General features: G+C 35.0%; 26 protein-coding genes. 10 read left to right on the top strand and 16 right to left on the bottom strand.

Features of this window, described 5'->3' with window-relative positions; genetic code table 11:
- Positions 1-161 precede the first annotated feature (161 nt).
- Genes AC6EIY_RS06965 through AC6EIY_RS06975 form a run of 3 tightly spaced genes read right to left on the bottom strand, consistent with a single transcriptional unit; the run spans position 162 to position 2,461 of the window.
- Positions 162-662 carry a hypothetical protein gene (locus tag AC6EIY_RS06965; RefSeq protein ID WP_498506224.1) on the bottom strand — a complete coding sequence of 167 codons (501 nt, stop codon included), beginning with the start codon at positions 660-662 and terminating at the stop codon, positions 162-164.
- On the bottom strand, positions 662-1,405 hold the full coding sequence (gene mreC, locus AC6EIY_RS06970; RefSeq protein WP_498506225.1) for a rod shape-determining protein MreC: 744 nt from the start codon (positions 1,403-1,405) through the stop codon (positions 662-664). Before mreC ends, AC6EIY_RS06965 begins: the two co-directional genes overlap by 1 nt.
- A gap of 3 nt (positions 1,406-1,408) precedes the next feature.
- Positions 1,409-2,461, bottom strand: a complete 1,053-nt coding sequence (locus AC6EIY_RS06975; protein ID WP_498506226.1) for a rod shape-determining protein — start codon at positions 2,459-2,461, stop codon at positions 1,409-1,411.
- An 85-nt stretch (positions 2,462-2,546) separates the two neighbouring features.
- Here AC6EIY_RS06975 and AC6EIY_RS06980 point away from each other — a divergent pair, with 85 nt between their 5' ends.
- Entirely contained in the window at positions 2,547-2,936 is a 390-nt protein-coding gene (locus AC6EIY_RS06980) for a single-stranded DNA-binding protein (protein ID WP_498506227.1), read from the top strand.
- Between the two features lie 8 nt (positions 2,937-2,944).
- Here AC6EIY_RS06980 and AC6EIY_RS06985 read toward each other — a convergent pair whose 3' ends face one another.
- On the bottom strand, positions 2,945-3,601 hold the full coding sequence (locus tag AC6EIY_RS06985; RefSeq protein ID WP_498506228.1) for a DedA family protein: 657 nt from the start codon (positions 3,599-3,601) through the stop codon (positions 2,945-2,947).
- Between the two features lie 23 nt (positions 3,602-3,624).
- Entirely contained in the window at positions 3,625-5,058 is a 1,434-nt protein-coding gene (gene ahcY / locus AC6EIY_RS06990) for an adenosylhomocysteinase (protein WP_498506229.1), read from the bottom strand.
- 24 nt (positions 5,059-5,082) lie between these two features.
- On the opposite strand from ahcY, the gene tsaE reads away from it, so the two are divergent.
- On the top strand, positions 5,083-5,607 hold the full coding sequence (gene tsaE / locus AC6EIY_RS06995) for a tRNA (adenosine(37)-N6)-threonylcarbamoyltransferase complex ATPase subunit type 1 TsaE (protein ID WP_498506230.1): 525 nt from the start codon (positions 5,083-5,085) through the stop codon (positions 5,605-5,607).
- Here tsaE and AC6EIY_RS07000 read toward each other — a convergent pair.
- Positions 5,553-6,569, bottom strand: coding sequence for a carbohydrate kinase family protein (locus AC6EIY_RS07000; RefSeq protein WP_498506231.1), 1,017 nt, complete (start codon positions 6,567-6,569; stop codon positions 5,553-5,555). The two genes, tsaE and AC6EIY_RS07000, sit on opposite strands and share 55 nt — an antisense overlap.
- A gap of 49 nt (positions 6,570-6,618) precedes the next feature.
- The gene (mutT, locus tag AC6EIY_RS07005) at positions 6,619-7,758 is read right to left on the bottom strand and encodes an 8-oxo-dGTP diphosphatase MutT (RefSeq protein ID WP_498506232.1); all 1,140 of its coding nucleotides are present in this window, start codon (positions 7,756-7,758) and stop codon (positions 6,619-6,621) included.
- Positions 7,759-7,937: 179 nt separating this feature from the next.
- On the opposite strand from mutT, the gene AC6EIY_RS07010 reads away from it, so the two are divergent.
- Positions 7,938-8,837 (top strand): alpha/beta fold hydrolase, encoded by a 900-nt coding sequence (locus AC6EIY_RS07010; protein ID WP_498506233.1) that lies wholly within the window; start codon positions 7,938-7,940, stop codon positions 8,835-8,837.
- Here AC6EIY_RS07010 and AC6EIY_RS07015 read toward each other — a convergent pair.
- A complete protein-coding gene (locus AC6EIY_RS07015; RefSeq protein ID WP_498508173.1) occupies positions 8,822-9,766 on the bottom strand; it encodes an RpoD/SigA family RNA polymerase sigma factor in 945 nt (314 codons plus the stop codon). The two genes, AC6EIY_RS07010 and AC6EIY_RS07015, sit on opposite strands and share 16 nt — an antisense overlap.
- Before the next feature lie 163 nt (positions 9,767-9,929).
- The gene (mgtE, locus tag AC6EIY_RS07020; RefSeq protein ID WP_498506234.1) at positions 9,930-11,339 is read right to left on the bottom strand and encodes a magnesium transporter; all 1,410 of its coding nucleotides are present in this window, start codon (positions 11,337-11,339) and stop codon (positions 9,930-9,932) included.
- A 62-nt stretch (positions 11,340-11,401) separates the two neighbouring features.
- Here mgtE and AC6EIY_RS07025 point away from each other — a divergent pair, with 62 nt between their 5' ends.
- Positions 11,402-11,878, top strand: a complete 477-nt coding sequence (locus tag AC6EIY_RS07025) for a glutathione peroxidase (protein WP_498506235.1) — start codon at positions 11,402-11,404, stop codon at positions 11,876-11,878.
- Here AC6EIY_RS07025 and AC6EIY_RS07030 read toward each other — a convergent pair.
- The 4 genes from AC6EIY_RS07030 to gyrB form a co-directional block, all read right to left on the bottom strand.
- Complete coding sequence (locus AC6EIY_RS07030; RefSeq protein WP_498506236.1) at positions 11,871-12,218, bottom strand: fluoride efflux transporter FluC; 348 nt, start codon at positions 12,216-12,218, stop codon at positions 11,871-11,873. The two genes, AC6EIY_RS07025 and AC6EIY_RS07030, sit on opposite strands and share 8 nt — an antisense overlap.
- Before the next feature lie 3 nt (positions 12,219-12,221).
- Complete coding sequence (locus AC6EIY_RS07035; RefSeq protein ID WP_498506237.1) at positions 12,222-12,521, bottom strand: fluoride efflux transporter FluC; 300 nt, start codon at positions 12,519-12,521, stop codon at positions 12,222-12,224.
- Positions 12,522-12,597: 76 nt separating this feature from the next.
- Positions 12,598-12,936: an SH3 domain-containing protein gene (locus AC6EIY_RS07040; RefSeq protein ID WP_498506238.1), complete on the bottom strand. Its 339-nt coding sequence runs from the start codon at positions 12,934-12,936 to the stop codon at positions 12,598-12,600.
- Positions 12,936-14,903, bottom strand: a complete 1,968-nt coding sequence (gene gyrB / locus AC6EIY_RS07045) for a DNA topoisomerase (ATP-hydrolyzing) subunit B (protein WP_498506239.1) — start codon at positions 14,901-14,903, stop codon at positions 12,936-12,938. Before gyrB ends, AC6EIY_RS07040 begins: the two co-directional genes overlap by 1 nt.
- A 172-nt stretch (positions 14,904-15,075) precedes the next feature.
- On the opposite strand from gyrB, the gene miaA reads away from it, so the two are divergent.
- The 4 genes from miaA (at position 15,076) to cysE (ending at position 18,482) form a co-directional block, all read left to right on the top strand.
- Positions 15,076-15,975: a tRNA (adenosine(37)-N6)-dimethylallyltransferase MiaA gene (miaA, locus tag AC6EIY_RS07050; RefSeq protein WP_498506240.1), complete on the top strand. Its 900-nt coding sequence runs from the start codon at positions 15,076-15,078 to the stop codon at positions 15,973-15,975.
- A 59-nt stretch (positions 15,976-16,034) separates the two neighbouring features.
- On the top strand, positions 16,035-16,643 hold the full coding sequence (gene infC, locus AC6EIY_RS07055; protein ID WP_498506241.1) for a translation initiation factor IF-3: 609 nt from the start codon (positions 16,035-16,037) through the stop codon (positions 16,641-16,643).
- Between the two features lie 90 nt (positions 16,644-16,733).
- Positions 16,734-17,723, top strand: a complete 990-nt coding sequence (locus AC6EIY_RS07060) for a GntR family transcriptional regulator (protein WP_498506242.1) — start codon at positions 16,734-16,736, stop codon at positions 17,721-17,723.
- Between the two features lie 18 nt (positions 17,724-17,741).
- Positions 17,742-18,482, top strand: a complete 741-nt coding sequence (gene cysE, locus AC6EIY_RS07065) for a serine O-acetyltransferase (RefSeq protein WP_498506243.1) — start codon at positions 17,742-17,744, stop codon at positions 18,480-18,482.
- 22 nt (positions 18,483-18,504) lie between these two features.
- On the opposite strand, the gene AC6EIY_RS07070 is transcribed toward cysE, so the two are convergent.
- The 3 genes from AC6EIY_RS07070 to secA are packed head-to-tail and all read right to left on the bottom strand — an operon-like array spanning position 18,505 to position 23,488.
- On the bottom strand, positions 18,505-19,284 hold the full coding sequence (locus AC6EIY_RS07070; protein ID WP_498506244.1) for an ABC transporter permease: 780 nt from the start codon (positions 19,282-19,284) through the stop codon (positions 18,505-18,507).
- Positions 19,277-20,644 carry an ATP-binding cassette domain-containing protein gene (locus AC6EIY_RS07075; RefSeq protein ID WP_498506245.1) on the bottom strand — a complete coding sequence of 456 codons (1,368 nt, stop codon included), beginning with the start codon at positions 20,642-20,644 and terminating at the stop codon, positions 19,277-19,279. The genes AC6EIY_RS07070 and AC6EIY_RS07075 overlap by 8 nt, the downstream gene beginning before the upstream one ends.
- Before the next feature lie 18 nt (positions 20,645-20,662).
- Positions 20,663-23,488 carry a preprotein translocase subunit SecA gene (gene secA / locus AC6EIY_RS07080; RefSeq protein ID WP_498506246.1) on the bottom strand — a complete coding sequence of 942 codons (2,826 nt, stop codon included), beginning with the start codon at positions 23,486-23,488 and terminating at the stop codon, positions 20,663-20,665.
- 191 nt (positions 23,489-23,679) lie between these two features.
- Here secA and gmd point away from each other — a divergent pair, with 191 nt between their 5' ends.
- The gene (gene gmd / locus AC6EIY_RS07085) at positions 23,680-24,771 is read left to right on the top strand and encodes a GDP-mannose 4,6-dehydratase (RefSeq protein ID WP_498506247.1); all 1,092 of its coding nucleotides are present in this window, start codon (positions 23,680-23,682) and stop codon (positions 24,769-24,771) included.
- 128 nt (positions 24,772-24,899) lie between these two features.
- The gene (locus AC6EIY_RS07090; protein ID WP_498506248.1) at positions 24,900-25,091 is read left to right on the top strand and encodes a DUF6447 family protein; all 192 of its coding nucleotides are present in this window, start codon (positions 24,900-24,902) and stop codon (positions 25,089-25,091) included.
- Positions 25,092-25,112 lie beyond the last annotated feature (21 nt).

Raw genomic sequence — 25,112 nt, forward strand, 5'->3', positions numbered from 1 at the left:
GTGACAGGACCATCGAAATTTTGTGTCGAAAATGGCTTCTTGTTATAAGAAGATATCATCTTCAAGTCAGGTATTCAAAGCCCTTTGACTAATTTAAAAGACAGACTCCCCTCTAATAAATAATTATTTATTCTATTTTAAAAGATTTAAAATTTTTCTAATTAGTTTTTTTTATAAGCTAGAAGAAGCCATGAAGAAAAAAACGGGGCAACTAATCCAGTGATGATAGCTTCAGAAATTAATATATAAATTGACCAAGAATGAAACCAGTTATTTCTTAGAGAGCTATGTATTAAAAGTTTTTGAGCCCAAATAGAAAGGCCAACGAAGGCGGTTCCCAAAATGGCCATCAAACCAATATTTAAAAAGAATTCGATTTTTTTATTATGCAATCCATATTGACTCCAAACTAAAGATAAAAGAAATAAAGATGGAATATAAGAAGCATCACTAATTGTAAAAGAATCAAGAAAAATTCCCAATAAGATACCAGCCATAACTGATCTCAATCGAGAATTCTTTAGTGAAAATGGCAATAGTAAAATCACAGGCCAGCATGGTTTTATTCCATTAATATTAAGCCAATCAGGAGATATAATTAAAAAAGCTGGTAAACAAATTATTGCAAAAAAGATCAATATTTTCTTATTATTTTTAGACATTATTTTTTTAGAATTTGGACCCAATCTATCGCCTCAGGTGATGCCGTTAATTGAACTATTGCATATGGAGAAGGCAATGCTTTCTCGTTAACAAATTGAACAATTCCTATTGTTAAATTTGGCGTTAATAAAGTACTTGCAGGTGATGAAGTTACAACATCTCCAATCCTAACTAAAGGATTTTTATTTAAGAAAATAAGCTTTGGTCTATTTGTACCCATCCCAGTCAAAATTCCATGGTGCTTAGTTCGATCAATCCAAGCCCCTACTTGATGACCAGGATCAGTCAATAGTCTTACTCTTGAAGTAAGTGGAGTTGTGTTATCAACAAGACCAATCAAGCCACCTGGTCCTATCACTGTTTGCCCTTTCAAGATTCCATCTTGTGCGCCCTTATTAATTTCTAACAGTTGCCACCAATTTCTAGAGGATCGCGATATCACAGCTGCCGAAATTCTTTTATCACTATTCAGCTCTTTCAAAGCAAGAGCTCTTCTTAAACGAATATTATCCTTTTCAAGCAATTTTAATCGCATACTTCTTTCAATATTTTCTCCTTCTTTAATCCATTCTCTTTGAGCAGTGCCAGGGAGAATTGGTTTGAGCAAAATAGAGTAAAAGTCTAAAAATCCTGCTCCCTTTGTCCAACGAAGAGCAAACAATAAAGCTACAAACAAAAATATTACCCAAAACCTACTTTTCAAAAGCAAATGAAACCCAATATTCCCTCGGGCTTTAATCATTGTTCAATCTCTAATTACGTTTCTAGCGAAATCGGGTGTATCTAAAACTCTTCGCATTGATTTAAAATCATCTAAAACTAAACCACATCCATTTACAACGCACAACAATGGATCCTCAGCTACGTGAGTGAAAATTCCTGTTTCATGGCTTAACAGATCACTAATTCCTCTTACTAATGCACCCCCTCCTGCAAGCATTATCCCCCTATCAACAATGTCTGCAGCCAGTTCGGGTGGAGTCCTCTCTAGAGTTCTTTTTACAGCATCAACAATCTTATTCAAAGGCTCTGACATTGCTTCTCGTAAATCACCTGCTTTCAAATTAATGGAACGAGGCAGACCTGATAGTAAATGCAACCCCCTTACATCTATCGATTGCAAATCAAATTCATTAGATGGAAAAGCCGATCCAATTTTAATTTTTATCTCTTCAGCAGTTCTCTCCCCGACTACTAAATTGTGTATCTTCTTCAAATAAGTCGCGATAGCATCATTAATCTCATCACCAGCAACTCTTACAGATTCACTTAAAACTGTTCCACCAAGACTTAAAACAGCTACTTCAGTAGTTCCTCCTCCTATATCAACAATCATTGTTCCAATTGGCTCTGTGACTGGCAAAAAAGCTCCTATAGCAGCAGCAACAGGTTCATCAATTAAATGCACCTCTCTTGCTCCAGCAAGACCAGCTTCACGAACTGCTCTTCTCTCTACCCCAGTCACTCCACTTGGAATACCAACAACTAGTCGAGGTGCAATAATTCCGCGCCCCTCATTACACTTTTGAATAAAAGTCTTAAGCATTTGCTCCGCTGCATCAAAATCCGCTATCACACCATCACGTAATGGCCTAACAGCGCGGATATTCCCAGGTGTTCGCCCTAACATTAATTTCGCATCATCTCCTACGGCCAAAGGGACCCCTTCCTCCAAATCCATAGCTACAACTGAAGGTTCCTGTAAAACAATTCCTTTACCAGAAACATAAATCAAGGTATTGGCTGTGCCTAAATCGATCCCAATATCACGGGAGAATTTGAAACGGTTAAAAAACACGGATTTCAATCATTTGAGCAATCATAAAGAGAGTTGAACTAATATAAATATATTATTTAACAACCAATAAGCATAAGAGGCAAAAATGGGAATAAATTCAGTCACTCTTGTTGGCAGAGCAGGCAGAGATCCTGAAGTAAGATATTTTGAATCTGGAACAGTAGTAGCAAACCTTACTATGGCTGTAAACAGACGAAGTCGAGAGGATGAGCCAGATTGGTTTAATCTTGAAATCTGGGGGAAACAAGCGCAAGTCGCAGCCGACTACGTAAAAAAAGGCTCTTTAATAGGCGTCACCGGTAGCTTCAAATTGGATAGTTGGAAAGATCGTAATACTGGAGAAGATAGAAACAAGCCAGTTGTAAGGGTTGATCGTCTTGAATTATTAGGATCAAAAAGAGATTCAGAAAATAGTAATTTTCAAAACAACAATTCTTTTAATCAACAACCAAGTAATGATGAAATTCCATTTTAAAAATATATTTAATTCATAATTAGTTTACGAAGAGTTTTATAAATTAAAATTACTATTGCAGTTGAAATAGATAGGAGAATAATTGTCTTAAAAATACTTGAAAAAGGACTAATCCATTTCTGAATATTTGCATAACTATCTCCTAGATAAAATCCTGTAATTGTTAAAAACAATGTCCAAATTAAGCTCCCAGCTGTCGTCCAAATCAGAAAGGGAGTAATAGGCATTAACTCGACTCCCGCAGGGACCGAAATTAAAGTCCTAATTCCAGGTACTAATCTTCCCCAAAAAACTAGAGATACGCCATACTTGTTAAACCATTTTCGACTTCGAGCAAGATCTTGGGAATTAATACCAATCCAACGTCCATTGTTCTCTAACCATTGCTCAATTCTTTCTTCATTAACTAATTTGCCAATTCCATACCAAGGCAAAGCCCCTATTACAGTTCCAATTAATCCAGCTAAAACAACTGGGAAAAAATCCAATTGACCTTGAGCCACATAAAAGCCGCCAAGGGGCATTATTAATTCCGAAGGAATTGGAGGAATTAGATTTTCCAAAAACATTGCTAAAAGGATCGCTCCATAACCAATTAACTGGTTAGTCTCAACCGCATTTCCTATCAATACTGGTAACGAAGATATAAATTCTGATATTTCCATTTAGTTTTAATTATTGAAATAAATTAATACCGATATTGATCTGTCTTATAGGGACCTGCAATTGGAACATTAATGTAATCAGCCTGTTCTTGGGTTAACTTAGTTAACTTTGCTCCTATCTTGTCTAAATGAAGAATAGCAACCATTTCATCTAAATGTTTTGGCAAAACATAAACTTTATTTAAATATTTGACTCCGTATTTGAATAATTCAATTTGGGCTAAAACTTGATTAGTAAAAGAGTTACTCATAACAAAACTTGGATGACCAGTAGCACATCCAAGGTTTACTAATCTTCCCTCTGCTAGAAGAATAATTTTATTACCACTTGGCAGGGTGATGTGATCAACCTGAGGTTTAATATTTTCCCATTCATAGGACTTTAAAGAGGAAACTTCTATTTCATTGTCAAAATGGCCAATGTTACAAACTATCGATTCGTTTTTCATCCTGATTAAATGCTCATGACGAATAACTTGGAAGTTTCCAGTTGCAGTAACAAAAATATCCACCTCTTCAACCACCTCATCTAATCTAACTACTCTGAAACCCTCCATTGCAGCTTGAAGAGCACATATGGGATCTATCTCAGAAATCATTACTGTCGCTCCTAAACCTCTTAGTGACTGAGCAGAACCTTTGCCAACATCTCCATACCCCATAACAAGTGCCACCTTGCCAGCCACCATTACATCTGTAGCTCTTTTAATGCCATCAACCAATGATTCTCTGCAACCATAAAGATTGTCAAACTTACTTTTAGTAACTGAATCATTTACGTTAATCGCTGGGAAAACAAGTTCTCCACTTTTTTCCATTTGATAAAGACGAGCTACCCCAGTTGTTGTTTCCTCAGTGACACCTTTTATAAAAGATTTAGCTTTTGAATAAAAGTTTGGATCTTGAGAGAGTTTTTTCTTAATAGATGCAAATAATGCGATTTCCTCTTCATTTGATGGGTTATCAAGAACTGAGATATCTTCTTCTGCTTTACTCCCCAAAATAAGTAATCCCGTAGCATCACCACCATCGTCAAGGATCATATTTGCAGATTCACCGTCTTTCCATTCAAAAATTTTGTGAGTATATTCCCAATATTCATCTAGAGTTTCACCCTTCTTAGCAAATACTGGTATTCCAGAATTTGCAATAGCTGCAGCAGCATGATCTTGTGTGGAAAAAATATTACATGAAGCCCATCTAACTTTTGCACCAAGTTCAACAAGAGTCTCAATAAGAACTCCTGTTTGAATAGTCATATGGAGACTACCGGCGATGAAAGCCCCTTTTAATGGTTTTTCGATTCCATATTTTTTTCTCAGAGCAATTAAACCAGGCATTTCTGTTTCAGCGATCAAAAGTTCTTTTCTGCCAAAGTCTGCTTGGTTTATATCTTTGACTACGTAATCAGGATTCGTCTCAATGCTGTTGAGATTTGACTTGGTTGCTGCGAACATAAATAAAACTCTCTATGGGAGATTGTGGAAAAAGATACTGAAAAACAATTCAAGGTTTTTAATTCATTTGCTCAGCAAACCAATAATTTCTGCTGGACTCTAGACAAACCTGAATCAACAATGTCATTAGGTTCAACATTAACAAAAAAATTTCCAGATCTACGTATTCTCCTTTTAAAGGGGCCTCTTGGAGCAGGAAAAACTACTTTAGTTAAAGGAATTGCAAAAACTTTAAGCATTCAAGAGCCCATAACTTCTCCAACTTTTCCTTTATCTCAACATTATCCTTTTGGATCTCCTCCATTAATACATCTTGATCTTTATAGAATTGAAGAGCAAAATGCTGCAAACGAATTTTTTTTACAAGAAGAAGAAGAATCAAAAGCCATGGGTGCATTAATGGTTATTGAATGGCCAGAAAGATTATCTCTTCCGATGCCTGATGCTTGGACAGGAAAACTTGAATATTCTTTAAATAATCAAACTAGAGTTTTTCAGCTCATTCCTCCCCGATATGAAGACAATAACTTATCAATATCCTCCAGATAACCTTGTGCATCTATAGCTCCTAATCCATTGCACACATATGAACCACATGCAATTGCAAATTGAACAATTTCTTCCGCTCTTTGTTGATTTATTTGATCTAACTCAACAGATATGAGTTTATAAATTAATCCAGCAGTGAATGCATCACCAGCTCCAGTCGTATCAACTACAGAAGATGGGGCAATCGCAGATGTTTTTCCAATATTTTTATTAAGGATCCATAAGACTGGGTTGGATCCATCCGTGACAATTACAGAGGGTCTATGAGGAAAAGATAATGAGATTTCAAGCGGATTTGAGGTATTAAAAAACCATTGCGCCTCCTCTTTTGCAAGTTTCATTAATGAAACATTTTTTAAAATAGAGATGATTTCATTCTTTTCTTTAACAGAGGGTTCTAAGACTGTTGAAACTTTATTTCGCCAAAAAGTTGGTCGCCAATTCAAATCCAAAGCGATCTTAATTCCTTCATTGAAAGCTTTTTCCATACACCACAAAAAAGCATTAGATGAAATTTTTGAAGCCAGAGGAATAGTTCCTGCAACAAACCATTTTGCCTTTTTTTTAACCAATGGCCAATCTGAAATAACTTGTTCCCGCGATATAGCTTGATCAGCAAATCCCAAGCCTTTATCCCCCTCAAATCCCTCAAAAAATCTTTCTCCACACTGATCTCTACGAACCAATACAACTCTTGTTGAACGAAGGTTATCCCGTTTTAAACCAGAGGTATCGACTCCTCTTTCAATAAATAGCTTTTTGAAATTTTCACCAAAAATATCATTTCCAAGAGAACCGAGAAAAGATACATTTGCCCCTAAACGACCTAATGCACATGCAACATTAGCTGGAGCACCTCCAAAGCAATCTGTTACTGGAAAATCAGAGGAAGGGTCTCCACCAAGAGGGCCAAGACGATCTATCAAAGCTTCGCCAAAAACAATTACGCTTTCATCCTGCATTTTTAACTTTTTAGCAATGAAGTTATTATTGATTATTTAAAGTTTTAATTTAAAATTTGAGATGTTTTTGTAATTCAGAAATAATTTTTGCATTAGCTGCAGGGAAAGGAAATTCATTAAGTCTCTCAGGGGAAACCCAAAGTAATCTTTGGCAAACTAAAGGTTTAGGCTCTCCTGATATCCATTCACAAAAATGAACAGTAAAATAAAGTTTTTTATGGGTGTAGGTGTGCTCAAACGATAATAACTTTGCTCCAACTTTGACAACAATACCAAGTTCCTCATTTAATTCGCGCTCGATAGTTTTTTCAATAGATTCATCAGAAGTTTTTTTTCCACCTGGAAATTCCCACATGCCACCCATACTTGAACTTTCCAAGCGCTGATCTATCAGCAATTCTCCGTTTTCATTAAAAACAAGCCCAATACCAATTTCTTGAGGAGGCTTTATTTTAGTCATTAGTTTTTTAGGAAAATCATCAGGATCGTACTTTGTGTAGGCAACACAAAAATTTTGTAGTGGGCAAGAAGAACAACTTGGTTTTTTGGGAGTGCAAATCATTGCCCCTAAGTCCATCAAAGCTTGATTGAAATTCCTTGGACTGAGTTTTGAAATCAAAAAAGAGCTAGATTGCCACAATTTGCTGTCATCTTTAATAGTTCTTCTCTCTATGGCTAACAATCTCGACAAAATTCTTTTTACATTTCCATCTAATATTGGTGTAGGCAGATCAAATGCAGATGAGATGATACTACCTGCAGTACTTCTTCCAATCCCAGGGAGACTAATCCACTGCTCTATTTCATTAGGCCAAGAATGTGGATCTTGATCTCTATTTTTGCCAACAAATTCAATTAATATTTTCGAGGATTGATGTATTCGATTAGCGCGTGAATAATAGCCAAGACCTTGCCATATCATAAGAAGATGCTCTAAATCAGCCTCAGCTAAATATGTCAAAGTAGGAAAAGCCCTCATCCATTTTTCCCAGTAAGGAATAACTACCTTCAACTGTGTTTGCTGAAGCATGACTTCAGCAATCCATATTTCATAAGGGGATATACTTTCGCCTAATTGAGGAATAGAGCCATCTTTTGTTAATTTCCAGGGTATCCAGGACCTACCATTGGCTCTAAACCATTGAAGAAGTGAATTTTGAATATCTTGAGGAGAATCAATGATGCCCATCAAAATAAATTAAAGTTTTAAAAAATTTTTTTCAATAATATCATTATTTTCATAATTTAATCTAATCAAATTAATACTTTTAAAATACCTAATACATAGAATAATATTAAAAAAAGAATTATATACTTTACTAGGGATATGCTTAGAAGTAAAAATAATTTATATTCTTCGCTAAAGTTATGAAGAAATTCTGGAATTGGAAAGATTATCACATCGCCTGGCAAGTCGAAGAGTCAGATAATAAAGCCAAATTCGCAATAGTATTAATTCATGGTTTTGGAGCATGTAAAGATCATTGGAGATTCAATCAAAAAAACATTAGCTCAATTGCACCATGCTATGCATTAGATTTAATAGGCTTTGGAGAAAGTAATAAACCAAAATCTCAGCTTCTATATGAAAAGAAAACCTCAGAAAATTATAATTATTGTTTTGATAATTGGAGTCAGCAAATTTATGATTTCTGCAACGAAATTGTTAAAAAACCTGTCTTATTGATTGGTAATTCCATTGGGGGAGTTATTGCATTAAATACATCAAAAAAATTATCTAAAAATTGCAAAAGTGTAATTTTAATTGATTGCGCTCAGAGAACAATGGATGATAAACGCCTAGCCGAACAATCATTGTTGATGCGATTCCTTCGACCAGTAATTAAAACTTTAGTAAGACAAAGAATTTTAAGCTACAACATTTTCAAAAATGCAGCAAATCCATCTTTTATTGAAAAAATTCTAAAAGTAGCATATCCAAGCAAAAGGAATATTGATGAAGAGTTAATAGAAATGCTTTTCCAACCAACACAAAGTGAGGGAGCATCAGAGGCTTTTAGAGGGTTCATTAATTTATTTGATGACTATCTCGCTCCGGATTTACTTGAGCAATTGGATAACCCAGTGCATTTAATCTGGGGCGAAAAAGACCCCTGGGAACCTATAAAAGAAGCTCAAAAATGGTATGAAACTTTTGAATGTGTTAAAAGTTTAGATGTCATTCCTCAAGCTGGGCATTGTCCTCATGATGAGATGCCAGAGAGGGTTAACCCTATTCTAAAAAGGATAATTCAGGAAGCCATATAAGCTTCAACTGATTCTCCTGCTTTTCTTAAACCTCTTAAACCATCTCTTTCTAAATTTCTTACTCTATCCCTGCTGATCCCTAACACCCTTCCAATTCCAGTCAAGCTCATTGGATCATCACCGTCCATTCCATAACGCATTCTCAAAACTCGATTTTGTAATTCAGGTAATTGCTCAAGTAATGTTTCTAAATCTCCTTTCATACAGTCACTCTCGATCTGCTCAGAGGGCATATCAATTTCGTTAGATAAAAGATCCAAAAGAATAGTGTCTTCTCCGTCACCAATTTTTGTTTCCAAACTTACAGGTTGACCGGCTTTACTCATTAGATCTTTAACGTCGTCTTCAGGCAACTCAACGTACTCAGATAGTTCTTTTAATGTTGGAGTTCTAGAAAGTTCTTGGCTGAGTTCCCTTTGCCCTTTTTTTAACTTATTAAGCATTTCAGTTATGTGAATAGGGAGTCTTATTGATCTGCTTTTCTCTGCTATTGCCCTCGTAATACCTTGACGAATCCACCAATACGCATAAGTTGAAAACTTGTAACCACGAGTTGGATCAAATTTCTCGACACCTCGGACTAATCCAATTGTTCCCTCTTGGATTAAATCTAATAATTCCATATTTCTTTTTGTGTATTTCTTCGCAACACTGACAACTAAACGAAGATTGGCTGCAACCATTCTTTCTTTTGCTCTTCTCCCACTTTTAAGTTTCTTTTTTAGCTGGATGGTAGAAATTCCAGCCCTTTCAGCGAAAAAAGTTATATCTGGCTTCTCACCAAGGTCACTCTCAAGCTCATTCTCCAGATTTTCAAGAACCATAAGATCTTGAACCTGTCTTCCTAGTGTGATTTCTTGTTCATGTGAGAGCAAAGGAACTCTTCCAATGTCTCTTAAATAGGAACGTACTAAATCTATATCTGATATTGATCTTGATGCTGGAGCGACAGTTGCTTTGTTAGTTTTAAGAGCCTCTACTGCCGTAGTCATGGATTTGTTGAGTTTTGTGAAGCCTACTACTAAGAATTGTAAAGATCAATTAAAAATAGCTCGGCTTCCCGCACTTTGAGTACAAATACTCATTAGAGTTCTACGCCAGTCTTCCTAAAAGCCAAGAAGCTGTTTTGAGATATATCAACACTCCTGCTACATCCGTAGCGGTGGTAATGAATGGAGCAGACATTAATGCAGGATCTAATCCCATACGATCAAAAAACAAAGGCAAAGAGGCACCTGCTGTCGCAGCAAGAGTTGTAATGGCCATTAAACTTATACCAACTGCTGTTGCAACCAAGGGCCCTTCTCCTTGCCACCACGCAAAAGGCACAACAAAAATAGCCATTAAAATTCCAAGCAAAGCTCCAGCCACTGATTCTCTAGCAATAGCCCGGAATAGACCAAGTCTTTGAATTCGTTGAGTACTCAAACCTCGAATGACAACCGTTGAGCTTTGAGCCCCAACATTTCCACCCGCGCCAATTAATAAGGGAATAAAAGCAGCTAATAAAACAACTTGTTTTAAAACCTCGTCATTCATAGCAATAACTTGAGTTGTTAGTCCATTCGCCAATACCAAAACAGCAAGCCAGACAATTCGACGTCTAGCTACAACAAATAAATTGCTTTGGAAGTAATCGTCTTCATCACCAGCTTGAACTGCCCCAGCCGCATAAATATCCCTGGTTGCCTCTTGTTCAATAACATCGATCACGTCATCCACAGTGACAATACCAACCAGTCTTTTTTCAAGGTCGACAACCGGTAAAGCCAAAAAATCATATCTTTGAATCGCTCTTGCTACTTCTTCCTGATCAGTATCTGTTCTGACATTAACAACCTCTCTTGTCATAACTTCCCCAATAAGTGATCCAGGATCTGCTACCACTAGATCCCGCAAAGATAAGATCCCAGTTAAATGTCTCTCTTTATCTGTGACATAAAGGCTATAAATTGTCTCTGAAAAAGTAGCTCTTTGTCTAACCAATTTCAATGCCTGAGAGACACTCAGGAATTCTTTAAGATCTATAAATTCTGTAGTCATCAATCTTCCAGCCGTCTCAGATGCATAACCCAAAAGTTGAGCTGTTACTCGTCTTTCCTCCGGGCTAAGTTCTGCTAGCAAACGTCTAACAACTTTTGCTGGCAATTCGTCAAAAAGACGTACACGATCATCTGGGGACATCTCCTCGACCAAGTCGAGTACTTCATTTGATCTCAGACGATCTAAAAGATTTTGTTGAACTGAGGGATCCAGATATTCATAAACTTCGATAGCCTCGTTTTTATTTAACAACCTGAAAGCCAAGGCTTGTAAAATCATTGGCAATGTATCAATAGCCTGAGCTATATCAACAGGCTGTACAGGCCTAAGAAGTGATTTAACACCATCGTAATTACCTGCAGAAAGCATTGCCTCTAACTGCTGTCCAACCGCCTCGGCGACCAAACTGCCATTCGCTAAAGATTGAGCCTCAGTGGATGCCCCTAATTGTTCTTCCATATTCGGAGCAATAACCCTCTATTATTTTATTGCTAACTCCCATTTTTGTTACTTCAGTATCCATGTCCGTAAATATCAGCAAAGTAGAAATCCTCTCTTTTAATAATGAAAAAATCACTTTTGATCATTTCAAAGGGAATGTCTTATTAATCGTGAATGTCGCTAGCAAGTGTGGATTTACTAAACAATATAAAGCCCTTCAAAGTCTTCAAGACAAGTACGAATCAAAAGGCTTTAGGGTTTTAGGCTTTCCATGCAATGACTTTGGCAATCAAGAACCTGGAGAGCTAGACGAGATAAAAGATTTCTGTTCATTGACGTATGGAGCAAATTTCCAACTTTTCCAAAAAGTGCATGCAAAAGGGAAAACTACTGAGCCATTTACAACGTTGAATCAAGTTGAGCCTGCTGGCGACGTTGAATGGAATTTCGAAAAATTTCTTGTCAACAAGAAAGGTGAGGCCATCTCAAGGTTCAAAAGTTCAGTCGAACCGGACAGTGTTGAAATCCAAAAAGCTATTGAAGATTTACTCAACTAATTAAGACCTTTTTCGCAAATAAATCACCCAAACAAATAGCAAAAAGTCCAATTAATACAATTAAGACTGAATTCAAAAAAAATAATTTATATAAACCTTCACTAATTAATTTAAATAAATAAAAAGACCAACCACTGAATGTAGTAAGTGAGCCACAAAATCCAAAGCCAAAAATCAGTTTATAAATTCTTTTTACAGGTATTGCATTAATAACACCTAATAAAAAACAACCTAGTGTATTGACTATAATAACATCATCAATTTGCCATCGAAATATAGCACCAGGTACAGCTCCAATTGAAATTAGAAAGTATTTATTTTTTTTTAAAAAGTTATTCATTTATTAATTACCAAATAAAGAGCCCAATACTAAAGCACTTGTTCCCAAAGAAAAAGAAAAAATAAATAGCTTTAAAGCTTTCAAAAACTTATATTCTCTAAATAATTCATACAAATCATAAATAAATGTAGAAAAAGTACTTAAACTTCCAATAAAACCAATTACAAAAAACAATGCTAATTGAGATGAGACATTTAAAGAGTTTATGTTTGATGATATAGAAATAAAAAAACCAAGAAAAAAACAAGAAATAATATTAATTAAGAAGATAGAAAATTTTCCATTTATATTGATTTCTTTCAATTTCTGATAGATTAGAAATCTAGAATTCACTCCAAATACTGCACCAATAGTAATCAATATAATATCTTGTAATAAATTAAGATTTACCAATATTTACCCATCCTCTTTTATAAAATAATTGATTAAAATCCTGAATTGCAATATTAACCAATAACCACTTTCCATAATTAGTACTATTCCATGTTTTTAAAATTTTGACTGGTGTTCCTGCTTTAACACTAGTTACAACAGATGAATTTTTATGCGGCGAAGAAAGCAAGTTAAAATCCTTCAATGCAATTATTGGTGATCCCATATTATTTTTTCTATGTTGAATAATAGACTCTTGCGCACCTCCTGCAGGCAATGTGGTAGGAATCACCAAAGCAATACCTAAAAGCCATGTCCAAATTATAAAAGTACTTATTAAATTCATCAAATATCCAAAGTTGCAAGATCAAGGTCAACACTATGAGTCTCAATAAACTCTCTTCTTGGTGCAACTTTATCGCCCATTAAAATTGTAAATATACGATCAGCCTCAAGTGCATCTTCTATCTCAACTCTTTTCATCATTCTAGTTGTAGGATCCATTGTTGTTTCCCATAATTGTTTTGGCATCATTTCTCCTAAACCTTTAAATCTTTGAATTGTATAGTTAGCCTTTTCTCCAAAATTTGAAATAGTTTTTTGCAAATCTGATTCGTTGTAGCAATAAGTATGTTTCTTCCCTCGTTCGACTTTATAAAGAGGAGGACAAGCAATATAAATATAACCGCCTTCCACAAGAGCCTTTTGATACCTATAAAAAAAAGTCAACAGCAAAGTTCTTATATGTGCGCCATCAACATCAGCATCAGTCATTATTACTACTCTGTGATATCTGAGATTCTTAACTTCAAAATCCTCACCTTTAATACCTAAACCAAGCGCTGTTATTAAAGATTGAATCTCAGTATTTTTATAGATCTTCGCATCATCAGTTTTTTCTATATTTAAAATTTTACCTCTTAAAGGAAGAATTGCCTGGAATTTTCTATCTCTTCCTTGCTTAGCTGATCCTCCAGCAGAGTCTCCCTCAACTATATAAATTTCTGATTCTGATGGATCTCTTGAACTACAATCAGCAAGTTTACCTGGCAGTGTAGAACTTTCTAAAACACTTTTTCTGCGAACAAGCTCTCTAGCTCTTCTTGCTGCCTCAGCAGCATTAAAAGCTTGAATTGCTTTCTCTAATATCAAATCAATTACACCTGGATTAAATTCTAAATATTGACTGAGAGATTCACCAACCAAATTATCAACAATTCCGCGTACTTCTGTATTACCTAATTTAGTTTTTGTTTGACCTTCAAATTCTGGATCAGGAACTTTTACTGATAAAACAGCTGTCAATCCTTCTCTAATATTTTCTCCAGCCAAATTGGAGTCAGAATCTTTTCTTTTACCTCTTTTCTTAGCAAATGTATTTAAAGTTCTAGTTAAGACTGTTTTTAAGCCCTCAATATGAGTACCACCATCGATCGTTCGAATATTATTAGCAAATCCAAGAATGCTGTCTGAATAAGCATCAACGCACCATTGCATTGCTGCTTCTACTTGTACTCCATCTTTTTCAGAATTGACATAAATGATCTCTGGATGTAATGAGTCTTTTTCCTTAGTCATATATTCAACATATTCTTTAATTCCACCTTCATAAAAATAAACTTCTTCGTAAGGAGTTTGTTCAGGATCTTTTCCTTTTTTTCTCTCGTCACGAAAAATGATTCGGACTCCTCCATTCAAATATGCAAGTTCTCTAAGCCTCGAAGACAATATTCCGTATTCAAAATCTATACCATCAGTAAAAATCTTGTCATCAGGTTTAAAACAAACAGTCGTTCCAGTTAAGTTTTGATCTGACTTCGAGAGATTTTCAGACTTCAAGTTTCCAATTGATGCACCCCTTTCAAATCTCTGAAAATGAACTTTTTTTTGCCTACGAACCGTGACTTCTACCCACTCACTCAAAGCATTTACTACAGAAATACCAACCCCATGTAAGCCTCCAGAGACCTTATATCCACCACTTCCAAATTTTCCACCTGCATGCAGAACAGTTAATACTGTTTCTAAAGCACTTTTACCAGTGCGTGGATGAATATCAGTTGGTATCCCTCGACCATTATCAGTAATAGATGCTGAACCATCTTCACAAAGTAAAATGGTAATTTGATCACAATGGCCAGCAAGTGCCTCATCTACTGCATTATCTACAACTTCATATACAAGATGATGAAGCCCTTTTGACCCTGTTGAGCCAATGTACATTCCAGGGCGCTTTCTAACAGGTTCCAAGCCTTCTAATACTTGGATCTGCTCAGCACCGTAAGCCGCTTGGACTTTTGAATCTTTACTCATTCGGATTAAAGCAAACAGTCAAGGTTGTCTGTGATACATGCATTAGTCGAAACCTTTCCTGAAATTTCAATTTAACATTGGTACTAAGGAAAGTCTTTGGAAAATTCCAAAACCAAATCAAAACAATTAATCGTGATGCAGTTACTGCTAATAAAACTTCAGAAAATGAATTATGCAACCCAATAAACCACTTGTCATAGCCCTTATGGGTCCAACTGCAAGCGGAAAAACAGAACTGGCAATTGATATTGCAAACAAAATTCAAACTAATATTCACAATGTTGATTCACGTCAAATATACATTGATATGAATATTGGGACTGCAAAACCGACATTAGAGCAACAAAGACAAGTTCCTCATTTTTTGATTGATTTATGTTTACCTACAACACCAATAAATCTTTATGAATTTCATTCAATAGCAAATACTTCAATGGAGGAAGAATTAAAAAAACGGAGCGTAATTTTGCTTGTTGGGGGAAGTGGACTATATCTTCAATCATTAATTAGAGGACTTAATCCGCCTGGTGTTCCACCTCAAAAATTCTTAAGAAATCAACTCAATAAAATCGAAAGAAACGAAAGACATAACTTATTAAAGTGTTGTGACCCCAAGGCTGCAGAACAAATACATCCCAAAGATTCAATTAGAACTATTAGGGCACTGGAAGTTTTTTATGCCACAGGAGAAAGTTTTTCAAAGCAAAAAAATTCAAACCCTCCTCCATGGAAAATTTTAGAGCTTGGTTTAAATCCTGAAAATTTAGGCACAAGAATCAAACAAAGAACTGAAAAAATGTATAAAAACGGATTGATTCAAGAAACTGAAAATTTGATTATGAAATACGGAAATGATTTACAGTTGCTAAAAACTATTGGATATGGGGAAGCAAGGTCTATTATTAATGGAAAGATTAATTTTGAGGAGGCCTTAGCAATAACAACCAAACGCACACTCCAGCTAGCCAAAAGACAAAAAACTTGGTTTAGGAACAAACATAATTCAAAATGGCTAAACACCGATAATGCATTATCTGAAGCTTTATCCTCTATTTATGAGGTTCTAAGTTGATAATTACATATACGCTTAGAATTAGCCCAAAAGGTTCTTTCCACCTAATTAGTTACTGAATGCCACCTCGTCCTCGTTTTGATCGTCGCGCTCCAGAAAGGGAGTTGCCCAACATTAATGAAAGAATCAACTATCAAAGTCTCAGAGTAGTTGATTCAGATGGCACCCAACTTGGTGTTATTAGCCGTGAAGAGGCATTAGAAGTTGCCAAGGAGCGAGAGCTAGATCTTGTCTTAGTCAGCGAAAAGGCGACGCCGCCAGTATGCAGAATTATGAATTATGGAAAATTCAAATTTGAACAAGAAAAAAAAGCAAAGGAGGCAAAGAAAAAATCCCACCAAACAGAAGTTAAAGAAGTAAAAATGAGATATAAAATTGATCAACATGATTATCAAGTTCGTATTAGTCAAGCTACGCGCTTCTTGAAAGCTGGTGACAAAGTCAAATGCACGGTTATTTTCAGAGGTCGCGAAATACAACATACTGCTCTTGCTGAAACTCTTTTAAAAAGAATGGCCAATGATCTTGAAGAGAAAGCAGAAGTACAACAATCCCCAAAGAGAGAGGGCAGAAATATGATTATGTTTTTAACTCCGCGTAAAACTCCATTATTAAAGAAAGATAAAAATGAAAATGAACCCCAAAAAGCTTTGAGGACAATCAATTAAATTAACTAAAGTTGCCATTGGACAAAAAAATAATTGTCACTTGCTATTCTTTTCATTAATGTAGCCACATTAAAACCTGTCATATAGCCTGTGAGATTCCATATTCAGCAGGAAAGTGAAATTCCTGCATCAAGTCAGTTATATAATCAAATTTGCTTTGCAATAGCAGCCAGGCATTATCCCCCTGGACATAGGCTCCCTAGCACTAGACAGCTAGCAATGCAAACAGGATTACATCGCAACACAATCAGCAAAGTTTATAGACAACTTGAAACTGATGGTGTCGTAGAAGCTATAGCGGGCTCAGGTATTTATGTTCGAGATCAACAGAAGCAAAAAGATTTAAGAAACAGCTCCTCCTCGATACGTAAAAAAGTCGTCAAAGACATAGATAATGAGGTGCGTAAAAGTATTGATGAGCTTTTAAATGCTGGGTGTACCTTACAGCAAACCAGAGAATTATTTACTCACGAGATTGATTGGAGACTTAGATGTGGAGCGCGTTTGCTTGTTAGCACTCCAAGAGAAGATATCGGGGCATCATTACTAATTGCAGAGGAGTTGGCACCTCATTTAGATGTCCCTGTTGAGGTTGTACCAATGGAGGAACTGGAAAGTGTTTTAGAAAGTTCAAGCAAAGGGACAGTTGTAACAAGTAGATACTTCTTGCAACCATTAGAAGAGATAGCCAAACGGCATCAAGTCAGAGCTATAGCAGTTGATCTCAGTGATTTCCAAAAAGAACTTTCTATTTTAAACAAGCTACGCTCAGGAAGTTGTGTAGGGATAGTAAGTATAAGCCCAGGAATACTGAGAGCAGCAGAGGTGATTTTGCACAGCATGCGAGGTAATGAAATTCTTTTAATGACTGCCAATCCTGACGTAGGGAGCCGTCTTATTGCTTTGTTGAGAGCAGCAAGTCACGTCATTTGTGATAGTCCGAGCCAACCTGTTATTGAGCATACGCTGAGGCAAAATAGAACTCAATTAATGAGAATGCCCCAAATCCACTGCGCAGATAAGTACCTCAGCGATTCCACAATAGAAGAATTACGTAAAGAAATTGGTCTGCTCGATTAAAAATTGCATTAAATGTCAATGTTTAGATCACTAAAATCTGATTTTGCAATAATTAAGGAAAGAGATCCAGCAGCTAGAGGCTTTTGGGAAATAATACTGTGTTATCCAGGATTTCAAGCTATTGCAATTCACAGAATCACTCACAAGCTTTGGAAATATAATCTTCCAATATTACCAAGGCTATTAAGCCATTTAACTAGATTCTTGACAGGGGTTGAAATTCATCCAGGTGCAAGAATTGGCAAAGGGGTTTTTATAGATCATGGAATGGGAGTAGTCATTGGAGAAACAAGTGAAATTGGAGATCGATGTTTGCTCTATCAAGGAGTAACTTTGGGTGGAACTGGAAAAGAAAGTGGAAAAAGACACCCAACTCTAGAAGCGAATGTCGTTGTAGGAGCAGGAGCAAAAGTCCTTGGAGGCATTCAAATCGGAACCAATACAAGGATTGGAGCAGGATCAGTTGTAGTGAAAAATGTAGAAGCAAATAGTACTGTTGTCGGAATTCCAGGACGCATAGTTCATCAAAGTGGCGTAAAAATCAATCCCTTGGCTCATTCAGCACTACCAGATACAGAGGCCAATGTTCTTAGAAATCTTATGGATAGAATTGATCACTTAGAAAATCACATCATGGGATTACAAGAATTAATCGAAAAAAATAGTATCGATAAAGAAATTTTTATTAGCGAATCGCAAAGTCTTAGAGATAAAGAAATTATTGATTTTATAGGAAATTCAGAAGAGGAGACTCACTAGGAATAAAATTTGATCCAGACTCCTAAACTAAAAACGGAATCTTCTTAGTTTGTAAATTTAAAATCATAATAGACAATAAGAAACCTAAAATATTAATACATAACAATATAAATTGAGCCATATAATTCACATTAGAAGTAATCAAACTTGTACGTAAAGAATCAATCAAAATATAAATAAAATTAATATTTGTTATCCAATTTAAATCTCCTAAGTTTTCTTTTTTATATAAAATAGGAGAAATCAAAAAAATCAATTGCATTACAATAGGAACTAATTGAGCAAAATCTGAAAAACGAAGACTTATTAGACCAATTATCAAAGGGAACCAAAATAAAAAAATAAATAAATTAATAAATGGGATCCAAGATGAAACTAACAAATGATATAAAATAGATTTGTTAAAAAAGAGAAGAACTAGGAAGACTAACAAAAATGATTGAAAAAAAGTTTGTAACTGGAAAGCCCATTCTTCGAGAACATAAAATATAGGCTTAAGTTTTAAGTTATGAATATTTGATCTATTGTTTATAAAAAGCATAGGAGAGGCTGAAATAGCAGAAGAAATAGAATTCCAAACTACAAGTCCAATTCCTAAATAAATTAAATAAGAGTTAAAATCAGAGACTGAAAAAACAGTACCATAAACAATCCCTAATGTAGCTATTGAGAGTAAGTTTGAGAATCCAAGCCAAAAACTACCAAGCGAGGTTCTTGCAAACCTTGCTCTTGTTCTTGATGTAGCAGTAAACCACCAAAGTTTTCTTGTATGAAGTGAAAATCTAAAATTATCTTTAAACATTTTCATAATAATCACTTGCATGATAGTAATTTAATGCTTCATCAAGAAGGCCATCATAAACAATTGACCCGTGATTAAATACAATTCCTCTTGTACAAAACTGTCTAAGTAATTCTTCTGAATGACTAGCTAGAAAAAGAGTTCCAGCAGCATCAATAAAAGATTTGAGTCTCTTTTCAGCTCTTTCAAAAAATTCACTATCACCTGTTCCAAAACCTTCATCAATAGCCAAACAATCATGCTCACAAGATGTTAAAAGAGAAAAAATCAATCTTGCAGACATACCATCGCTATATGTTTTAATTGGTAAAGAAATATAATCACCAAGACCTGAAAAATCTACAATCTCCTTGAGATATTCATTAAATCCATTTAGATTTCTATTGACTAACAAATAGTGAGCCTTTGCAGCATCAATTCCGCTCAACTCATTACTAGTAAGGAAACTCTTTTGAAGCATAGGATAAACATCAACGCTGATTTTCATTTTCCCAGAAGATAAGGAATAAATACCAGAAATCAATTTTAAAAATGTACTTTTTCCTGAACCATTATGACCAATCAATGCAACTCTTTCTCCCTTACCAAAAGTGACATTAAGATTACATAGTGCTTCAATATTGGTTTGATTATTATTAATTTTCAAGCCTCCTCCGGTGAAAGGAACTTTGATCTTATTTGCAATCATTTTTGTAAATTTTTTATTGTTAGTAAAAATAGGTACTAATAAAGATAAATCTTCCATTTCTATAACAGGATTATCTATTTTAGAAGGTGAGAATTGTATAATTGACTGAATAATTTCTTTTACTTCAATAAGATCATATGACTTTTCAAAAGTAACTTTACTGATAAAATCTACTCCAACGGATAATGCATGTCCAGGTACCCAAGGATTTACAGATGAAGGTTTATATAAACTAACTCCATTGGTAGTTGAAATTAATTCATTAGTAAATAATTCAGCAGATTCAACCTTGTTCTTTAAAGTTTTTTGATCTCTAAGAGCTTGCTCAGTATTAGTTTGATTAAGATTTAAGGATGCCCAAATCAAATCACAAGCTATATCTGATATATCATGAATTCCTGATTCTATTGCTCCTATCCAATAAGTTAATCCAGCAAAATCTGGCTTTCGACTATACAAATTAAGATATAATTTATTTATCTTAATGTCTAAATCTTTCCGATACATTAATGCATTATTATATTCATTTTGGTTTGATAAATTCTTCGCTACTTCTCTTAGTGTTAAACCATTTTTCGCTTTTGAAAGCCAATATCTTAATCCAGACGGATCAGCTGGTCTACCAAAATAAGCAATATATAATTGTTGTAGTTTCTTAGAATCAACCTCCATTAATTTCAGAAATTTCTATTATGAATTAACTTGTTTTTTGGTTGGTTGAAACATAAACATTGAGTAAATAACATTTCTTCTCATGTTAATCATCATTTCTAAAAACATATCATAACCCTCATTTTTATATTCAATCAAAGGATCTTTTTGTCCATAGCCTCTTAGTCCAACTGACTCTCTCAATGAATCCATAGATTGTAAATGCTCTCTCCATAAGGTATCAAGTTGTTGAAGAATAAAAAATCTTTCAGCTTCTCGCATCATGCCTGGATGAGATTCTTCTATTTTTACTTCCTTTAAATCATATGCATTTCTCAACTCTTCTTTTAAATAGCTTTTCAATTCATCTACAGTTAATTTAAATAAGTCACTTGGCTTTAAATCTTCCAATAGATAAATAAATTCTTTAACTTTAGATACTAACTTTTCTAAATCCCATTCTTCCGGAGGAAGGTCTTGATTAACATAGGCCTCGACGATTTCTTCCATGGTACGTTCACCATATCCTAAAACTTGTTGTTTCAATTCCTTCCCATCTAAAACTCTTCTTCTTTCTGTATATACTGCTTTTCTTTGATTATTCATAACTTCATCATACTCAAAAATTTGTTTTCTTATATCGTAATAATAAGTTTCAACTTTCTTCTGAGCACCTTCTAATGATCGAGTAAGCATTCCAGATTCTATTGGCATATCCTCCTCAACTCTGAATGCATTCATAAGACTTGCAACCCTATCTCCTCCAAATATTCTGAGAAGATTATCTTCAAGAGATAAGAAAAATCTTGTACTCCCCAAATCACCTTGTCTACCTGATCTTCCTCGTAATTGATTATCAACTCTTCTGGATTCATGTCTTTCAGTTCCAATAACATGTAATCCGCCTAGTTTTCTTACATTTACTTCTTCATCTTTAATAAATTCTTGATATTCTTGCTTAATTAGATTAATACCTTTTCTTAAAGAGATGATATTTTGATCTTCTATTGGGCTTTTCTCGGCGGCAGTTGCAATTCGATCATCTAATTCAATCGAAGAAAGTGTTCTATCTCCCCAAGATTTGACTAGATTAGCAATTAATTGACCAAGTTCTTTATCTGTTTCCTTTGATAAAGTGACTGGAAATAATTTATTTAAAGAGTTTGTACTGTTGTTAATCTTTTGATTAATTTCAGTTGGTTGAAATCCAACTGATTCATTTTTTCTTTGCAATGGTATTGGTGGTTTATGTCCTTCTTCAGGTTTAATTAAACGCGAACTTAAAAGTTCTTTAATTTTTAATTTAGCCATATAATCACTATTTCCACCAAGAATGATGTCAGTACCTCTACCAGCCATATTAGTAGCAATAGTGACCGCTCCCGATCTTCCAGCTTGGGCAACTATTTCTGCCTCTCTCTGAACATTTTCTGGTTTCGCGTTTAACAAATTATGAGGTATTTGCTCTTCCTCCAAAAGAGAACTAAGTAATTCACTTTTTTCTACACTCGTTGTTCCTACCAGCACAGGTCTTCCTTTTTGGTGAATCAAAGAAATTTCCTTTGCAACAGCTCTCCATTTTGCTGATTCTGTCTTGAAAACTTGATCAGGCCAGTCCTCTCGGGAAATTTTTCGATTTGTAGGTATCACTGTTGTTTGCAATTTATAAGTCTTATCAAATTCAACTTCCTCTGTTTTAGCCGTGCCAGTCATTCCTGATAAGCGGGGATATAGTAGGAAGAAATTTTGATAGGTAATTGAAGCAAGAGTTTGAGTCTCAGGCTGTATTTCAAGTCTTTCTTTTGCCTCAATGGCTTGATGTTGCCCATCGCTCCATCTTCTACCTGGCATCACTCTTCCAGTGAATTCATCAACTATCACTGCTTCGCCATCTCGAACTATGTAGTTAGTGTCTAACGTAAAAAGCTCTTTAGCTTTTAAAGCGTTAGTTATGTAGTGCGCCCAGGGATCTTTAGGATCAAACAAATCTTTAACACTTAAAAGCTTCTCTGTTTTGGCAAAGCCCTCGTCAGTCAATATGCAACTTCTTTGCTTTTCATCAACTTCATAGTCCCCCTCTGGATCTACTCCATCTTTTGACATTTCTTTGGATCTAATTAATTTATCCACAACAGATGCAGCCCTTTGATACTTTTCTTGAGGCCGTTCAACCTGTCCTGAAATTATTAATGGAGTTCGAGCTTCATCAATAAGAATTGAGTCCACTTCGTCAATAACACAAAATTGAAAAGGTCTTTGAACTATTTCCTCTGAGCTACCAGCCATATTATCTCTAAGATAATCAAAACCTAACTCTGAATTGGTTGCATAGGTAATGTCACACAAATAATTTTCCCTCCTATCTCTCGGAGACATATCTTGCTGAATTAACCCAATTTTTAATCCAAGGAAGCGATGAACTTGTCCCATCCACTCTGCATCTCGACGAGCCAAATAATCATTAACAGTGACGACATGAACTCCACGACCTGTAAGGGCATTTAAAAAGCTTGGCAGTGTTGCGACTAGTGTCTTACCTTCTCCAGTTTTCATTTCAGCTATTTGGCCTTCATGAAGAACCATCCCCCCGATGAGCTGAACATCAAAATGTCGCATTCCTAAAACACGCTTGGAAGCCTCACGAACAATTGCGTATGCTTCAGGTAATAGTTCATCAAGCAATTCTTGCTGTTTATTTAACTCTCCTGCATTTTCAAGTCTTAAGCGCAAGTCATTAGTTCTTCCTCGCAGCTCATCATCGCTCAAGGGAATGAAATCTTCCTCAAGGAGATTGATGTCAGCTACTAACGGCGAGTACCTCTTCAACTTACGGGCATTAGGGTCACCCAAAAGTTGTTTTAGCATTTATCCAAAACTTAATAGTTCAATATAGTACATAAAGACATTCAATATGAGCTTTATTTAAATAAATAATATAAGAATTATCGTTATAACTAATTCTTTAAGCTTTTCTTCTTGTCAATTAATATATAAATTAGAAGCGTCAAAAACTCCAATACATAGACATGCTTATCAATGTAGTAAGATAAATATAAATGAAAAGCTTTTTAAACATGGAGGCAAAGAAAACTGCATTAATAACTGGTATTACGGGGCAAGATGGGAGCTATCTGACTGAACTTTTAATAAATAAGGGTTATGTTGTACATGGGTTAATTAGAAGAAGTAGTTGCTTAAATACAACAAGAATAAGTCATTTAATAGATTCAGAGTTAGGCAACTCGACAAATTTAAAATTACATGATGGCGATTTAACAGATAGCTCTAACATTATAAGAATTATCAAGGAAATCAGTCCAGATGAGATATATAATTTAGGTGCCCAAAGCCATGTGGCAGTTAGCTTTGATTCGCCTGAATATACTGCAGACACCAATGCTCTGGGGACATTACGAATACTAGAAGCAGTAAGGGTTTTAGGTTTAATTAATAAGACTAAAATATATCAAGCCAGCACATCTGAACTGTATGGAAAAATTCAAGAAGAACAACAATCAGAAACTACACCTTTTTATCCAAGAAGCCCCTACGGGGTTTCAAAACTATTTGCATATTGGATAACAATTAATTACCGGGAAGCATACGGAATGTATGCATGTAATGGGATTTTGTTCAATCATGAATCTCCTAGAAGAGGTGAAACCTTTGTAACCAAAAAAATAACAAAAGCTCTAACTAGGATTGAATTATCCTTACAAAATATTTTATATATTGGAAATCTAGATGCTTATAGAGATTGGGGGCACGCAAGAGATTATGTCGAAATGCAATGGAGAATGCTTCAAGAAGATCAGCCTGAAGATTATGTCATTGCTACTGGCATACAAAGCTCTGTAAGAGATTTCATTAATCTATGTGCGCAGGAACTTAACTGGGGAGGAATAGTGTGGGAAGGCAAAGGCATAAAAGAAGTTGGGAAAAGAAAAGATAATGGTCAAACAGTAGTAAAAGTTGATGAAAAGTTTTACAGACCTAGCGAAGTTGATACTCTCCTTGGCAACCCAGAAAAAGCTTACAAAAAACTCAAATGGAAGCCCAAGGCAACAATTACAGATCTAGTTAGTGAGATGATTAAATTTGACTTATGTTCAGCTAAAAAAGAAAAAAGTTCTCAGAAGATTAAATAGAGTTTTTACAAATAAATATTTAATAAACTCAATTTTGAATTATCACTTAAAAAAGAATGGTACGGCTATCCGGTCTATGCGTAGGCTCAATTGTCAAAATATATTGATAATTAATTAATTAAAAAAAAATGACTAATGTAAATATAGATGGTAAAGATTATGAATTTGACAATCTATCCGACAAAGCAAAATCTACTTTAGTAAGTTTACAGTTCGTACAATCAGAACTTTCAAAAATAAATGCACAAGTAGCAGCTTATAAAACAGCTGAGAATGCATACAAAATATCGCTAAAAAAAGAACTTGAGGAACAGAATTAATAAATTAATATTAGAAAAAGA

Source organism: Prochlorococcus sp. MIT2304 (genome assembly GCF_059772405.1).

Bases quoted from the DNA above. Each gene is read 5' to 3' on its own strand.
- gmd (WP_498506247.1), top strand. From the start codon at position 23,680: ATGAAAAGCTTTTTAAACATGGAGGCAAAGAAAACTGCATTAATAACT.
- AC6EIY_RS07010 (WP_498506233.1), top strand. From the start codon at position 7,938: ATGAAGAAATTCTGGAATTGGAAAGATTATCACATCGCCTGGCAAGTC.
- AC6EIY_RS07090 (WP_498506248.1), top strand. From the start codon at position 24,900: ATGACTAATGTAAATATAGATGGTAAAGATTATGAATTTGACAATCTA.
- secA (WP_498506246.1), bottom strand. From the start codon at position 23,488: ATGCTAAAACAACTTTTGGGTGACCCTAATGCCCGTAAGTTGAAGAGG.
- cysE (WP_498506243.1), top strand. From the start codon at position 17,742: ATGTTTAGATCACTAAAATCTGATTTTGCAATAATTAAGGAAAGAGAT.
- AC6EIY_RS07030 (WP_498506236.1), bottom strand. From the start codon at position 12,218: ATGAATAACTTTTTAAAAAAAAATAAATACTTTCTAATTTCAATTGGA.
- gyrB (WP_498506239.1), bottom strand. From the start codon at position 14,903: ATGAGTAAAGATTCAAAAGTCCAAGCGGCTTACGGTGCTGAGCAGATC.
- AC6EIY_RS07025 (WP_498506235.1), top strand. From the start codon at position 11,402: ATGTCCGTAAATATCAGCAAAGTAGAAATCCTCTCTTTTAATAATGAA.
- AC6EIY_RS06965 (WP_498506224.1), bottom strand. From the start codon at position 662: ATGTCTAAAAATAATAAGAAAATATTGATCTTTTTTGCAATAATTTGT.
- miaA (WP_498506240.1), top strand. From the start codon at position 15,076: ATGCAACCCAATAAACCACTTGTCATAGCCCTTATGGGTCCAACTGCA.
- infC (WP_498506241.1), top strand. From the start codon at position 16,035: ATGCCACCTCGTCCTCGTTTTGATCGTCGCGCTCCAGAAAGGGAGTTG.
- ahcY (WP_498506229.1), bottom strand. From the start codon at position 5,058: ATGTTCGCAGCAACCAAGTCAAATCTCAACAGCATTGAGACGAATCCT.
- mreC (WP_498506225.1), bottom strand. From the start codon at position 1,405: ATGATTAAAGCCCGAGGGAATATTGGGTTTCATTTGCTTTTGAAAAGT.
- AC6EIY_RS07075 (WP_498506245.1), bottom strand. From the start codon at position 20,644: ATGGAGGTTGATTCTAAGAAACTACAACAATTATATATTGCTTATTTT.
- AC6EIY_RS07070 (WP_498506244.1), bottom strand. From the start codon at position 19,284: ATGTTTAAAGATAATTTTAGATTTTCACTTCATACAAGAAAACTTTGG.
- AC6EIY_RS06985 (WP_498506228.1), bottom strand. From the start codon at position 3,601: ATGGAAATATCAGAATTTATATCTTCGTTACCAGTATTGATAGGAAAT.
- mutT (WP_498506232.1), bottom strand. From the start codon at position 7,758: ATGGGCATCATTGATTCTCCTCAAGATATTCAAAATTCACTTCTTCAA.
- AC6EIY_RS06980 (WP_498506227.1), top strand. From the start codon at position 2,547: ATGGGAATAAATTCAGTCACTCTTGTTGGCAGAGCAGGCAGAGATCCT.
- AC6EIY_RS07040 (WP_498506238.1), bottom strand. From the start codon at position 12,936: ATGAATTTAATAAGTACTTTTATAATTTGGACATGGCTTTTAGGTATT.
- AC6EIY_RS07000 (WP_498506231.1), bottom strand. From the start codon at position 6,569: ATGCAGGATGAAAGCGTAATTGTTTTTGGCGAAGCTTTGATAGATCGT.
- mgtE (WP_498506234.1), bottom strand. From the start codon at position 11,339: ATGGAAGAACAATTAGGGGCATCCACTGAGGCTCAATCTTTAGCGAAT.